Annotated in this window: 13 protein-coding genes; 9 read left to right on the top strand and 4 right to left on the bottom strand. The window is 62.6% G+C overall.

Going from position 1 to position 14182, the window contains the following annotated elements:
- Window positions 1-165 precede the first annotated feature (165 nt).
- The gene (locus tag ACMFWR_RS02570) at window positions 166-1194 is read right to left on the bottom strand and encodes a GlxA family transcriptional regulator (RefSeq protein ID WP_413193482.1); all 1029 of its coding nucleotides are present in this window, start codon (window positions 1192-1194) and stop codon (window positions 166-168) included.
- A gap of 544 nt (window positions 1195-1738) precedes the next feature.
- Here ACMFWR_RS02570 and ACMFWR_RS02575 point away from each other — a divergent pair.
- The 6 genes from ACMFWR_RS02575 (at window position 1739) to ACMFWR_RS02600 (ending at window position 7722) form a co-directional block, all read left to right on the top strand.
- The gene (locus ACMFWR_RS02575) at window positions 1739-2704 is read left to right on the top strand and encodes a sugar ABC transporter substrate-binding protein (RefSeq protein ID WP_413193483.1); all 966 of its coding nucleotides are present in this window, start codon (window positions 1739-1741) and stop codon (window positions 2702-2704) included.
- A 231-nt stretch (window positions 2705-2935) separates the two neighbouring features.
- Window positions 2936-3925 carry an ABC transporter permease gene (locus tag ACMFWR_RS02580; protein WP_413193484.1) on the top strand — a complete coding sequence of 330 codons (990 nt, stop codon included), beginning with the start codon at window positions 2936-2938 and terminating at the stop codon, window positions 3923-3925.
- 62 nt (window positions 3926-3987) lie between these two features.
- Window positions 3988-4791 (top strand): ATP-binding cassette domain-containing protein, encoded by an 804-nt coding sequence (locus ACMFWR_RS02585; RefSeq protein ID WP_413194749.1) that lies wholly within the window; start codon window positions 3988-3990, stop codon window positions 4789-4791.
- A gap of 295 nt (window positions 4792-5086) precedes the next feature.
- Complete coding sequence (locus ACMFWR_RS02590) at window positions 5087-6232, top strand: ROK family transcriptional regulator (RefSeq protein WP_413194750.1); 1146 nt, start codon at window positions 5087-5089, stop codon at window positions 6230-6232.
- 38 nt (window positions 6233-6270) lie between these two features.
- Window positions 6271-7191: a flagellar brake protein gene (locus tag ACMFWR_RS02595; RefSeq protein ID WP_413193485.1), complete on the top strand. Its 921-nt coding sequence runs from the start codon at window positions 6271-6273 to the stop codon at window positions 7189-7191.
- A 321-nt stretch (window positions 7192-7512) separates the two neighbouring features.
- The gene (locus ACMFWR_RS02600; RefSeq protein WP_413193486.1) at window positions 7513-7722 is read left to right on the top strand and encodes a hypothetical protein; all 210 of its coding nucleotides are present in this window, start codon (window positions 7513-7515) and stop codon (window positions 7720-7722) included.
- 4 nt (window positions 7723-7726) lie between these two features.
- Here ACMFWR_RS02600 and ACMFWR_RS02605 read toward each other — a convergent pair whose 3' ends face one another.
- Both ACMFWR_RS02605 and ACMFWR_RS02610 read right to left on the bottom strand, forming a co-directional pair.
- Entirely contained in the window at window positions 7727-8488 is a 762-nt protein-coding gene (locus ACMFWR_RS02605; protein ID WP_413193487.1) for a PIG-L deacetylase family protein, read from the bottom strand.
- Window positions 8489-8674: 186 nt separating this feature from the next.
- Window positions 8675-9682, bottom strand: coding sequence for a bile acid:sodium symporter family protein (locus tag ACMFWR_RS02610; RefSeq protein ID WP_413193488.1), 1008 nt, complete (start codon window positions 9680-9682; stop codon window positions 8675-8677).
- Between the two features lie 1149 nt (window positions 9683-10831).
- Between ACMFWR_RS02610 and ACMFWR_RS02615 the strand changes: the two genes are divergently transcribed.
- The 3 genes from ACMFWR_RS02615 (at window position 10832) to ACMFWR_RS02625 (ending at window position 12979) form a co-directional block, all read left to right on the top strand.
- On the top strand, window positions 10832-11080 hold the full coding sequence (locus ACMFWR_RS02615; protein ID WP_413193489.1) for a hypothetical protein: 249 nt from the start codon (window positions 10832-10834) through the stop codon (window positions 11078-11080).
- A 29-nt stretch (window positions 11081-11109) separates the two neighbouring features.
- Complete coding sequence (locus tag ACMFWR_RS02620; RefSeq protein WP_413193490.1) at window positions 11110-12141, top strand: porin; 1032 nt, start codon at window positions 11110-11112, stop codon at window positions 12139-12141.
- Window positions 12142-12415: 274 nt separating this feature from the next.
- Window positions 12416-12979: a YggT family protein gene (locus tag ACMFWR_RS02625; RefSeq protein ID WP_413193491.1), complete on the top strand. Its 564-nt coding sequence runs from the start codon at window positions 12416-12418 to the stop codon at window positions 12977-12979.
- Between the two features lie 187 nt (window positions 12980-13166).
- On the opposite strand, the gene ACMFWR_RS02630 is transcribed toward ACMFWR_RS02625, so the two are convergent.
- Window positions 13167-14129 carry an NAD(P)H-dependent flavin oxidoreductase gene (locus ACMFWR_RS02630; protein WP_413193492.1) on the bottom strand — a complete coding sequence of 321 codons (963 nt, stop codon included), beginning with the start codon at window positions 14127-14129 and terminating at the stop codon, window positions 13167-13169.
- Between the last annotated feature and the right edge of the window lie 53 nt (window positions 14130-14182).

A 14182-nucleotide genomic window follows, 5' to 3' on the forward strand; every position in this document is an offset into this window, starting at 1 on the left:
TCGACGCAGGAAAACTTCAGCGAGCGGGTGTAAAGGCACTGTAAATAGCCGAAATCCGGACGAGGCGACAGACGGCGTTCTGCCGGGAATGATGCACTCCCTTTGAGCCCTGCTTCCAACCCTGACCGATTCAGCGGGGATCTGCTCACGCGCTACGCACACACGCTACGCACACACTGAATCGGCCGTCTGAGCGACGCTTGAGCGCGACTGAAAACGCGCACGGAAATCCTGTGGCGCGACTTTGAGGTGGCGCTGGAACGAGAGGCGCATGGTTTCGAGCGAATTGAAACCGCACTTGCGCGCGATGGTCGACAAGGGCACGTCGCCATCGGTCAGCAGGCGACGTGCCGCGTCGATCCGCAGCGCCTGTACGAATTTGCCCGGCGGTGTGCCGAGCGCCTCCGCGAAGCGGCGCGCAAAGTTGCGCGGACTCATCGACACGCGCGCGGCCAGGCGCTCGACCGACAGGTCGTCGGCGAGATGCTCACTCATCCAGCGTGTGAGTTCGGCGAACCGGTCGGGGTCGGCCGCCCGCACATCGGCGGCCATATGCGCGCTGAACTGCGACTGGCCGCCCGGGCGTCTCAGGAACACGACGAGTTCTCTCGCGACCTCCAGTGCGACTGGGCGACCCAGATCGTGTTCGATCAGGGCCAGGGCCACGTCGATGCCGGCGGTAACACCGGCCGACGTATAGAACTTCCCGTCGTGAATGAAGATGGCGTCCGCATCGACATCGATACGCGGAAAACGCCGGGCGATCACGTCGCAATACTTCCAGTGCGTCGTGATGCGACGGCCGTCCAGCAGGCCGCCTGCCGCGAGCACGAACGCACCCGTGCAGATCGAGACGACGCGCGAGGCTTTGTTCGCGAGCCTGGCGATAGCCGCGACGGCATCGGCGTCATCGGCGGACAGCCGTGCTCCGCGCCCGCCGCAGACAACCAGCGTGTCGGGCGCCAGCGTCTCGTCGTAGAAACTCGTGCGCGCATTGAGTTCGAGCCCGGACGAGGTCGATACGGGGCCAACGCGCGGACCCGCGAAGGTGATCGCGTAGGCAGGCGGGCGGCCGTTCGCCTCACACGCCGTATTGGCTTCGGAGAACGCGTCCATCGGACCCGTGACGTCGAGCATCTGGGCATTGTCGAAAGCGACAAGCACGATGCGGTGGGGCTGGGCGGTGGTGTCCATATGCGCGGACCTTGAAGACAGGACTGGACCTCGAATGATAGGCAGCCCCGGCGCTGGCATCAATGACATTGATTCCAAGTTTTCTGCCAGTCGGTGCGCTACGGGTGTTTAGCGGGTGTTTAGCGCGCGCGACTGTCGCTACGCGCTGCCCGTATGCCTGAACGTGCATCGGACGGCCGCTCCTCAATCTGAGAGCCCAATGTGCGCGGGTTCGCCGCGCGCATTCTCAATACCCACCCATGCAACCCCCTCCCAACCCCTTGATAGCGCTTGCAGCGGGCTTTTGCGGCATTCAGCTCCTCTCGTTTACCCGCCTTTTGAGCTTTGTTTCTTGACGTGTCGACACGCAACGGCTTTACTAACTCACAGAGATTGATTTAGTGCTCGCGAAGTGGTCCGACTGGCAGCTAAACAGCGACTTGCAGCGAGGCCGGGTTGAAGTCCCAGAAGTGCCCAACGATGCGACGCCAGGCCGCGAAAACGCGGCGGTGCGCATGTCACGTGACCGGCGACCCCGGTCTGAAAAAAAACGGAGGAAGACACGATGAAGACGTTGAAACGCACCCTGTTTGCCCTGGCGATGACGGCCAGCGTGGTCGCCATGGCTGACCAGCCGATCGTCGGTCTTATCACGAAGACCGATACGAACCCCTTCTTCGTCAAGATGAAACAAGGCGCGCAAGAAGCTGCCGACAAATCGGGTGCGAAGCTGCTGACGGCCGCGGGCCGCTACGACGGCGACAACGCGACGCAGGTCACCGCGATCGAAAACATGGTGGGCGCAGGCGCGAAGGCCATCCTGATCACGCCGAGCGATACGAAGGCCATCGTGCCGAGCATCAAGAAGGCACGCGACGCAGGCGTGCTCGTGATTGCACTCGACACGCCGACCGAACCGAAGGAAGCGACCGACGCGCTGTTTGCGACGGACAACTTCAAGGCTGGCGAGCTGATCGGCGAATACGCGAAAGCCAAGATGAACGGCAAGCCCGCGAAGATCGCGACGCTCGACCTTGCCCCGGGCATCAGCGTGGGCGTGCTGCGTCACAACGGCTTCCTCAAGGGCTTCGGCGTCAAGGAAGGCGACCCGAGCATCGTGTGCAGCCAGGACACGCGCGGCGATCAGGCCAAGGGCCAGACCGCGATGGAAAACTGCCTGCAGAAGAACCCCGATATCAACGTCGTCTACACGATCAACGAACCGGCAGCCGCGGGCGCGTATCGCGCAATCCAGTCGGCGGGCAAGAAGGACGTGCTGCTCGTGTCGATCGACGGCGGCTGCGAAGGCGTGCGCAACGTCAAGGCAGGCGAGATCGCCGCAACCTCGCAGCAGTACCCGCTCAAGATGGCGGCGCTCGGCGTGCAGGCCGGCGTGGACTACGCGAAGACGGGTAAGAAGCCGAGTGGCTACACGGATACCGGCGTCACGCTGATCACCGACCAGCCGCAAAACGGCGTCGCGAGCAAGGACACGAAGTTCGGCCTCGACGAATGCTGGGGCACGAAGTAAAGCCCATCGTCTGACGCAAGCGATCCACGCGCCTCGCGCGTGAACGGGTGCCGGTGTGATGCCGGGGCGTGACGCCCCGGCGTCTGCGGCGACCCGCACCATTCCGCAGGATCGGCGCCCCGGTCGAGGGGCGCCTCAGTAGTCGCGGCGGCTTTGCCCGCGGCCGCGCCGCGCACGTCGAAGCGCGGCGCGTTTGCCGCCAGGCCGACGCTCAGTCTCATACAGGAGCACATGATGAACGCCACACCCGCCTCTCCGATCGCCAAGCCCAAGGCGAAGCTCTCCGACCATCTGCCGCCGCTCACCTTGCTCGGGCCGCTGGTCGCGCTCGTGCTTGCGTGCATCTTCTTTATCTCGCAGACGCCGCGCTTTCTGTCGGTGCAGAACCTGTCGCTGATTCTTCAGCAATCGATGGTCGTCGGCATCATCGCGATCGGTCAGACGCTGATCGTGCTGACTGCAGGCATCGACTTGTCGTGCGGCATGGTGATGGCGCTCGGCTCAGTGGTGATGAGCAAGGTCGCCGTGGCGAACGGCATCAACCCGTTTATCTCGATCCTGCTCGGCGTTGCCGTGTGCACGCTGTTCGGCCTGATCAACGGCCTGCTTGTCACCCGCGTGAAGCTGCCCGCTTTCATCGTGACACTCGGCACGCTCAATATCGCGTTCGCGATCACGCAGATCTACTCGAACGCCGAGAGCATTTCGAACCTGCCCGCGCCGCTGACCTTCTTCGGCAACACGTTCGGTATCGGCGCCGGCACGGTGACGTTTGGCACGGTGCTCATGCTGCTGCTGTATCTGCTCACGTGGTTCGTGCTGCGCGAGACCGCGCCCGGACGTCACGTCTACGCGATCGGCAACAACGCCGAAGCGGTGCGACTGATGGGGCTGCCGACGCAGCGGATCCTGATCACCATCTATACGCTTGCCGGCCTCAGCTACGGCATCGCCGCATTGCTGGCGGTCGCTCGCACCGGTGTGGGTGACCCGCAGTCGGGCCAGACCGAAAACCTCGACAGCATCACGGCCGTCGTGCTCGGCGGAACGAGCCTGTTCGGTGGACGCGGCACGATGATGGGCACGCTGCTCGGCGTGCTGATCGTCGGCGTGTTCCGCAATGGCCTCACGCTGATCGGCGTGTCGTCTGTCTATCAGGTCCTCGTGACGGGGATTCTCGTGATTCTGGCCGTGTCGGCCGACAAGATCTCGCACCGCTGAGCGGCTACGTAGAGGAGTCCACCATGTCTACCGTTCAATCGAACTCTCCTGCGGCCCAGCCGATGGCCAATCCGCTGCGCGGCGGTTCCGCCACGGCCTCGCAAAGCGGGCTTGCACCCGTGCTCGCCGCATCCGGCCTCGTGAAGCGCTATGGCCACGTGACCGCGCTCGACGGCGCCGACTTCGAGTTGCTGCCCGGGGAAATCCTCGCCGTGATCGGCGATAACGGCGCGGGCAAATCGTCGTTGATCAAGGTGCTCTCGGGAGCCGTGCGTCCCGACGAGGGCGAGATGTATCTCGACGGCAAGCCGGTGAGTTTTCGCGGCCCACTCGATGCGCGTGCCCAGGGCATCGAAACCGTGTATCAGGATCTCGCGGTCGCCCCGGCGATGACGATCACCGAAAACCTGTTCCTCGGGCGCGAGCTCTACAAGCCGGGCTTCTTTGGACAGAAGCTGCGCCTGCTCGACAAGCGACGCATGCTCGCCGAGGCGAATGCGCATATGGCGAGCCTCAAGATCGGCATCCGGTCGATGAAGCAGGCCGTCGAGACACTCTCCGGCGGTCAGCGTCAGGGTGTGGCCGTTGCGCGGTCGGCGGCCTTCGCACGACATGTTGTCATCATGGACGAGCCGACCGCCGCACTCGGCGTCAAGGAATCGAACATGGTGCTCGAACTGATCAGCCGGGTCCGGGACAAAGGGCTGCCCGTGATTCTGATCAGTCACAATATGCCCCACGTGTTCGAGATCGCCGACCGGATTCATATCCAGCGTCTCGGCCGCCGGGTCGCGCTCGTCAACAAGCGTGACATTGATATGAACCACGCCGTCGCCGTGATGACCGGGGCCGCCACGTTGCAGTAGGGCGGTCGCAGTGAGGTGGTTGCAACGAGCGTGCAGCGGCGACAAGGCTGTTGCGCGCTCGGTGTGAAGTCCGCGGTGTGGGCACAGCCGCCATGGCGTTCGTCGCTGTCTCGCGAACGTCTTTCGATTGTTTCCAGGGTCCAGTCGTATGAGCAAGCGCAAAGCGGATGAGCACGTGTCGGCCGACGACGAGGTCACGCCGCCGTCCGCGCGTGAAGCGGACGACCCGGCCCGCCATACGAAGCGCGCAAGCGTCGCGCCGCTTGCGGGAACGGTCGGCTCGAACCATGTGGGCATGCGCCAGTTCAACGAGCGTATCGTGCTGCAGGCGATCCGGCTGCATGGCCCGTTACCCAAGGCTGAACTTGCTCGCGTCACGCGCCTGTCGATGCAGGCGGTCTCGGTGATCATCAACGCGCTGCTGACCGATGATCTTGTGGTTAAGCAGGAGCGCCTGCGTGGACGTATCGGCCAGCCCTCCGTGCCGATTGCGCTCAATCCCGACGGTGCGTTCACGCTCGGCGTCAAGGTCGGCCGCCGCAGTCTCGATGTCCTGGCGCTCGATTTCACTGGCCGCGTCCGGTGCCGGGAGATCGTCGAATACGACTACCCCGACCCGGAGATCATCTTTCCGGCGATGCGGCGCAAGCTCGAACTCGTCGAATCGACGCTCGGCGAGCATGCGTCGCGCATCGTCGGCATCGGTGTCGCCGCGCCACTCTGGATGGGCGGATGGCGCGATCTGATCGGCGCACCCGTGCAGGTGCTCGATGCATGGCGCAATCTCGACATCCGCGAACGCGTGCAGGACATGACCCGTTTGCCGATCGAGTTCGCCAAGGACACGACCGCGGCGTGCGCAGCCGAGCTCGTCACCGGGCACGGCCAGCGCGTGCACAACTTTCTCTATGTCTTTATCGGCACATTTATCGGCGGCGGGCTCGTGATCGACGGCCGGCTCCACCACGGTCCTAACGGCAACGCGGGCGCGATCGGCTCGGTGCCGCTCGATACCGCGACTCAGTTGCTGCATCGAGCGTCGGGCCTCGTGCTCGAGCAGGCGGTGCGCAAGCAAGGGGTGCCGGCCGCCGCCGCGCATGATGAACGCGCGCTGTCCGACGCGTTGCGTCCGGTCACTCAGGCCTGGATCGCCGATGCTGCGCAGTCGCTCGCGTCGACGCTCGCGACCTCGGCGGCCTTGCTCGACCTCGATGCGATTGTCATCGACGGGTCATTGCATCGTGATCTGATCGCGGCGCTGATTGCGGCGACGTCGGAGGCGCTCGATGCCCAACGCTGGGAAGGGATCGCGCGCCCGGCGCTGCTGCAAGGACGCGCGGGCGCCGATGCGCGGGCGATGGGTGGTGCGATCCTGCCGTTGTACGCGCACTTCGCGCCAAGTCATCAATTGTTCCTGAAGACCGCGCCCGCTTATACTTGACGCTTCTCATAAAAGGCACGACCACCGGGGCAGGATTTATGCCGTTGATTAAGCTGGCAAAGGCCGACATTCAGCTCGGTAAGCCACTCGAATACGCGATTTACACGGAAACGAACCGACTGTTGCTGCAGCGCGGTCAGATCATCAATAGCGTCGAGCTGCTCACGAAGGTACGTGAGATCGGTGCGTACCGCGAAGAAGGTCTCGCGCGTCCGAAGACCGGTCCGTTCGTGGCCATCAAGCCGAATGTGCAGCGTGTGATCGCCGAGCACGAAGAGGAAGAAGCCTCGGCCCGTTCCGATCGTGACGATGTGCCGTTCCCGTCGCTGCGCAAGGGCGTCGAAGCATTCCAGTTGTCGGCGATCACCGACAGCGATGTGACCAACGCGCCGTTCCGCGTGGCCTATATCGGCGTGATGAAGGACGTCAGCATCATGGTGACGCCGCTGACGGGCTTCCCCGTCGACGCATTGCACGAAGGCCAGGAACTCAACGCAAAGATGTTTTCGGGCCGCCATATTTACGAATTCCGGACCTATGTGCGGAAGGTGTGCGTCGAACCTTTCGAATACCTTCACCTGCATTACCCCACGCATGTGCGCGAGATCCCGGTGCGTCAGCATGTGCGCGTCGAGGCCGACGTGACGGCCAAGATGCTGACCAACGGTCTGCAGCCGCAGCTGCATGAGGCACGCCTGTCGGACATCAGCCTGATCGGCGCGGGCGCGACATCGACGTCGAACGTGTTTGAAGTCGGCGAGCGCATCAAGATGTCGTTCAAGCTGCACACGGGTGGCTGGGACCGCCCGGTAGCGCTGACCACGGTGATCCGCAACAAGCGCGAAGATGACGGTGTCACGCGCTACGGTCTCGAATTCGTATCGATGCCGCAGGAAAGCCGCTCGACGATCCGCAATTACTTGTTCGAGACCGTCACGCAGACCGTGATGCCGGATTGAAACCCGGGGGCTGAAATCGCCCCTCTGCAAATCGGGTTAACGCGAAAAACAGCGCGACCATATTGCGGATTTGAATCCTGAAAACCCCCTTCGATTGAAGGGGGTTTTTCTTTTTCGAATCAGCTGTTTAAGCCTTTCCTGGTACGAGTTGCCGGCACGAATTGCCGGATCCTCGAATGATTTTCCGCAGCCCTAAAGATTTTTCCGAAAAGTGCCGTTACGCAGTCATCTGGCCGACGCAATGAAAGCATCTCGACAAAGCGCCGCCAGACGGGTTCAGGGTGAAGTCACCGGTAGTGCGCGGAAGTGAGGGGAAGGAACATGACAGCCGAGATCGTGATTCGGGAAACCACCGAAGGGGTTGAAATCATTGCGGGTGAGCGCCGTCTCACCGAGCTGCTGGCCGTGCGTGATGAAGTGGTCATCACGACGCCCGAGCTGGGCGAAGTCGTTGTCGCACGCCTGCCCGACGGTCGATTGCGAGCGTCGTGCGACCCGGAGCTGATCAAGCTGTTCCGCCAACCTGCCTGAACGCTTAGACGAGATAGACCTCGAAGGGGCGCAGCCAGTGCGCGAGTGCGCCCTGGCTCAGGACGGCCTTGTGGCCGGTTGAAGCATCCTCTTCGAGCTGGCTGGAAAACGCTTCGACCGCATGGCGCTTGCGCGCATGCGTGTTCGAATCCAGAGTCAGCCGACGCGCGCGCCCCCAGGGCAGGCGCGTGTCGCCCGGCGACGACCAGTGCCAGGCCCAGACCGGCACTTCAACGAGCGTCGCGCCGGATTGAACACAGGCCGCCGCGGCGGCGCGGCCCGTCGCCTCGTGATCGGGGTGACCGTCGAACCGCCACGTCGTGATCACGACATCGTCAGCGCCAAGATGCCTGGCGATGTGGTCGCGCAGCATGTGCTCCGACTGGCGGACCTTGCCGTCCGCGACACGCAGCCTCGACACCTCGACATTGAATGCGCGCAGGCGCTGCAGCGCTTCACGTGTCTCGATCGGCCGTTCGGCGCGCAGGCGCTCGGGCGTCCAGGCCGGCGAGCCCGGATGACTCGCGTCGCCGTCGGTGACCGCGACCAGGGCCAGTTTTCGCTGCAGTCGTGCAAGATGAACCATGAGGCCGCCCATGCCGAGGACTTCGTCGTCGGGGTGGGGCGCCACGAACACGGCCTTGCCGTGCAATGGAACCAGCGCATCGGGGCGCAATTCCGGCAGCGCGTCAAAACCGCCCCATGCCTGCCAGACTGATTCGGGTGTGCCGTCTACGGCGTTGTCTGAGTGCTTCAAAGCGTCCATCCGGCGGAGTCCTGTCGTGGGCGCGCGACGCGCGAAGAGCGCCGTCGCAATAGTCAGATTTCACGCTATGACGGCAATCCTCATGCCAGACCCCGACGGCGGGGCAATTTCGCGGGTGTGGGCCGGATGTCCGGCGGCGATCCGCAAAGTTTGCACACATCAGTCAACGCTACACAGCCGGCCGCTTCAGGCGCGGGACGAACCCGATGCGAGCGTGCCGGACGCCTCTTGCTGGCGCGCGCCCCAGCGCTGCGCGAGCACGGCGCACGTCATGAGCTGGATCTGGTGGAACAGCATGAGCGGCAACACGACGGCACCGACGGCATTGCTCGAGAAGATGACCTTCGCCATCGGAATCCCTGCGGCCAGGCTCTTCTTCGAGCCGCAGAAGACGATGGTGATCTGATCGGCGCGGTTGAATCCGAGCCGTTTCGCCGTAAAGCTCGTCATGAACAGCGCAATGGCGAGCAACACGCAGGACAGCACGACGACCATCAGCAACGCGAGCGGAGACACGTGATGCCAAAGGCCTTCGACAACCGCCTCACTGAACGCTGTGTACACGACCAGGAGAATCGAACCCTGATCGACAAACTTGAGCACACCCTTGTTGCGTTCGATCCATTGCCCGATCCAGCGACGCGACAGGTGCCCGGCGATAAACGGCACCAGCAACTGCAACACGATCTTGAAGATCGAGTCGAGCTCGGACGTATGCGCAGCCGATTGCGTATTGACGATGACGTTGGCGAGCAACGGCGTCAGGAAGATGCCGATAAAGCTCGAAGCCGATGCGCTGCAGACGGCGGCCGAGACGTTGCCGCGGGCGATCGATGTGAAGGCGATCGACGACTGGACAGTCGACGGCAGCACACAGAGAAACAGCACGCCCGCATAGAGCTCGGGGGTGACGAGCGGCGCAAACACCGGGCGCAGAATCAGACCGATGATCGGAAACATGATGAAGGTCGACGCCAGCACGAGCAGATGCAGCCGCCAGTGCGTGGCGCCCGCAACGATGGCCTCACGCGAGAGCTTCGCGCCGTGCAGGAAGAACAGCAGGGCGATCGCGACCGTGGTGATGCCGTCGAACGCCGAGGCCGCCGGGCCGCGGCAGGGCAGCAGGCTCGCGATCACGACGGTCGTGATCAGGGCGAGCGTGAAATTGTCGGGAAGGAAGCGTGGGCGCGACATGATGGACGGTCCGGCGGAGATTCGGAAACTGGCATTGTGCGGGCGACTTATTCAACACGCAAATTCATTCCACGCGTCAATTCATTCGTGAAGGGTATTTCTGACGCGCACACGCGCGGGAGGGTCACGAGCGAGGCACCGATGGGTCGCCAAGTTGATCGCCACGCTGATCTCCAAGTTGATCGCCGAGGGGGCCAACGTCTGGATGGCAACGACGACGCGTGGAGCATACCTTCGGTCCGAAGGGCGAACAGACCGTGTCGACCGTGCGACCGGGTGCCGCCTTCCTGCGTTGGCAGCGCGTCCGATCTTCGCTGTTTCACCGAATGTGACAACCTGAGGACAGCGCCCGGCGGGGGCTCCGCACGGATCCCTCCCACGGAGCCCAAAGGGCTCTGGAAGGCGCCTCGGAATTCACTTAAGTACCTCATCCAGCAGTATTTTTTACCAGTAACACGTAGTTACATCCGCGCCTCGTACCTAACATTTTTCGGCTCGACAGGGTGGGGGCAGATACCTAAATTGACGACAACGGTCACGGGTATTTCACGCAAGAAAAGCGAGTACCCGCTAACCCGGACAGCGGCGCGAAATGGTTTTGCGCCCAATAAAGCGTCAAGCAGTCTACTCACCATGTCCTTGCGGTCAGGAACCTTAGCCTTCGTTTCGCTGGTCTTTGCGAGCGCGTGCGCTTGCACGGTCGCGTATGCGAACGGCGGATTTCGCCCCGTCAGCGAGGAATTCCGTGGTGCTGCCCGTGCGCCGGAAGATGCATCGATGCGGTCGAATTCGATCCGCAGTGATGTGAGCCGGTACAACGCCGAGCGCGCCACGCCACGCGCGACGGGAGGCGGCGATCCGGCACGCGCGCCTCAAATGCGCGGCGGTTATCGGTCGAACTAGCGATCGACCGACACCCCTCCATACACGGGCGCAAATTGGCCCGAATCCCCTGTTTTGAGTATTGAGCGTCCGCCACGGTTATTTACCGCGCCGGATAAGTGCTTATGCACTTTATTCGATGTGCGGAAAGCGGCCGATTCGTGTCATTCGACCGCCTGATAAAAAGGTCGCGTCAAGCCTGTCAAAACAACGCCGCAAGCGCCCTGCTGCGGATTTTATATTGCACCGCAATATCGGTTAAATCCCATGCTGGATAAGGGATTCGCGCAGGTGTTCCCTCTTTTTCTCACCTTTAATTCAGCACCTTCCGAATTCGATATACCGCTGATAACGGCGCTGGAATTCTTTCCAGAAAATGTTCGTCGAGCATCTGCAAAACGTTTGGCGCCTGACGCTCTGCGCGCCATCGGCTGGGCTCTCCCGCAGGTCACCCATTTCGAGTTTTTGCATGTGTCGCCCGCGCGCTTTTGTCGTGCGGGCTCCGGTCTTTTTTAATCATTGATCGACTTCGACGAGGAAGAAGAATGAATCGCACCTTCAAACGGGCCCTGATCGCCGCCGCCTGCGCGTGCACTTTTGTCAGCACGGCAGCGCATGCCGACGGCGATGTCCAGTTGTATGGGCTCGTGGATATGTTCGTGGGCAGCCAGAAGGCGCCCGGTGCGGATCGCGCCTGGGTCGAGGAGAGCGGTGCGATGTCGACGTCCTACTGGGGCATGAAAGGCACCGAGGATCTCGGCGGCGGACTGCAGGCCGTGTTTGCACTCGAAGGCTTTTTCCTTGCGAATACCGGTGCGGCCGGGCGATTCCAGGGCGACACCTTCTTTGCGCGTAACTCGTATGTCGGCATCGTCTCGCCAAGCTGGGGTACCGTGACCGTCGGCCGGCTGACGACCGAAGCGTTTCTGTCGACGATCATTTTCAATCCGTTTGTCGATTCGTTCACGTTCTCGCCGATCGTCTTGCACACCTTTATCGGCGTGAACGGGCAGGGGCTGGTCGGCGATTCAGGCTGGAACAACGCCGTGCAGTACCAGACACCCGCATTCGGCGGCTTTTCCGCCAATGCGATGTTCTCGTTCGGCAATTCGACGGACTTCGGCTCGCATAAGTGGAGCGCGGGCGCGAGCTACTACCAGGGACCGTTCGGTGCGACCGTCGTCTATCAGGACGCTAAATACAACAACGTCGCAGACGACCTGACGCCCGGTATGACCGGACAGAATGCCGTTCAGGCCGGTGTTTCATACGACTTCGGCGTGGTGAAGCTCTACGGGCAGTACATGTTTGTGAACAACTCGATCAACACCGGCGATCTCAAGGTCAACACCGGGTCGGGAGGTTTCTCGATTCCGCTTGGCGGCGGCGCGATCCTCGCCGACTACGCGTATTCGAAGTCGAACGGCGCGGCGACCCAGAGCCGCAGCACGTTCGCCGTTGGATACGATTACCACCTCTCCAAGCAGACCGATGTCTACGCAGCCTATCTCTATGACAAGGTCACGGACCAGTCGGTCGGGCAGACCTACGGCGTCGGGATCCGAACGATGTTCTGACGTGCCGCTGCACAACGGCGAACGGACACAACAGCGAAAGGACACGACGGCGGAAGCACACTGCGGCGTAAGGACACGGCGGCACGGCGCGTCGTCGAGGACGCGGTCTGATTCGCGCCGGTGAGCCGCAGCCCGGTGCGCTTGCGTTGAAATCCGGCTGGCGATGCGTAAAGTGTGCATCGCGTGACACAGTTGTCCCGATACGGGCTTGTGCCGCGCGATGCGCGCGTCATGCGACAATCCGCAGACGCATCAGTCCACAAGAGGAGCTTCAATGTTCGGCGACGTAGCCAGTTTTCTGCTCGACACCGTGTTCTCGTTATTTGGCGCCGTGCTGTTGCTGCGCGCCTGGATGCTGGCAGTGCGCCTGCCGCCGTTCAATCCCATTTCGCATACCGTGTTTCAGCTGAGCAACTGGCTCGTGCTGCCGCTGCGCAAGGCGATTCCGAACGTACGCAATATCGACTGGACGAGTATCGTCGCCGCGTACCTGGTCGCGCTTGTCTATCTTGTGCTGCTTGCCGGATCGACCGGGGCTTCACCGCTCGGACTGTTTCCGCAGGCGCTGCTCGTCGCGCTGTTGATCGTCATCAAATGGGCGCTGCAACTGCTGCTCTGGACCACGCTGCTGCTGGCCGTGCTCTCGTGGGTGAACCCGGGGTCGCCGGCGATGGGTGTGGCGATGCAACTGACCGCGCCGTTTCTGAACCCGATTCGCCGCGCCATGCCGCTGATCGGCGGCATGGATCTCTCGCCGCTCGTGCTGTTCGTCATCATCCAGGTGCTGCTGATCGTGCTCGCCCGGCTCACTTTTTCGGCCGCGTTGTTCGGGTTTTAATCGGCTTGAAGCTGAGGCAAGACGCCGTTGCCGCGTTGCATTGCAAGCGGCATGGGCTTGTAGCCGCCTGAATTAACCGGCTCGTACCCGCACGAGTCGTTGGACGGAAACAGAAAGAGGCGCGCACCGGTTACGGAGCGCGCCTCTTTTTTCGCCCTATGGATCGGATCCGCTGGCGGCCATTTGGCTAGCGTGCGCCGATTCGCGTGCGTGCCGCCTCGTATTCCGAACGCATTCTGGCGATCAGGTCTGCCACGCTCGGCACATCGTCCATCAGGCCGACGCCCTGTCCGGCGCCCCAGATATCCTTCCACGCTTTGGCTTTCGCACCGCCGTCGCCGAAGTTCATGGCCGACTTATCCGAAACCGGCAGATTCTCGGGATCGAGGCCTGCGTTAAGGATGCTTTGCTTGATGTAGTTGCCGTGCACGCCTGTGAACAGATTCGTGTACACGATGTCCGACGCATCGGCTTCAACGATGGCCGACTTATAGACCTCGGTGGCATGCGCTTCCTGCGTTGCGATAAAGCGCGTGCCCACGTACGCGAGGTCGGCACCCATTGCCTGCGCCGCGAGCACGGCATCGCCCGTCGCAATCGACCCCGACAGCACGATGGGGCCATCGAACATGCGCCGGACTTCACCGACCAACGCAAACGGCGACAGCATGCCGGCATGGCCGCCTGCGCCCGCCGCCACGAGAATCAGGCCATCGACGCCGGCTTCAAGCGACTTTTGCGCATGACGCAAGTTGATGACGTCGTGCAACACCACGCCGCCGTACGCATGCACGGCGTCGATCATCTCGCGCGGCGGCGCACGCAGCGAGGTGATGAAAATCGGCACCTTGTGATCGACACAGACTTTGATGTCGTGCTCGAGACGCGCGTTCGACGCGTGGACGATCTGGTTGACCGCGACGGGTCCGATGGTAGCGCCCGGGTTGGCCGCCTTGAACGTCGCGAGCTCTTCTTCGATTTGCGTCAGCCATTCATCGAGCATTTCCGCGGGACGCGCATTCAGTGCCGGAAACGAACCGACGATGCCGGCCTTGCACTGCGCGAGCACCAGCTCGGGATAGCTGACGATGAACATCGGCGACGCGATGACCGGCAGCGTCAGGTTTTGCAGGACGGACGGAAGCGCCATGTACTGTCTCCTCAGTGATGACCGGGTGCGACTCCTTAAGGGGCATCAATGGC

It is taken from the genome of Pararobbsia alpina, from assembly GCF_965118125.1.
Taxonomy (GTDB): Bacteria; Pseudomonadota; Gammaproteobacteria; order Burkholderiales; family Burkholderiaceae; genus Pararobbsia; species Pararobbsia alpina_A.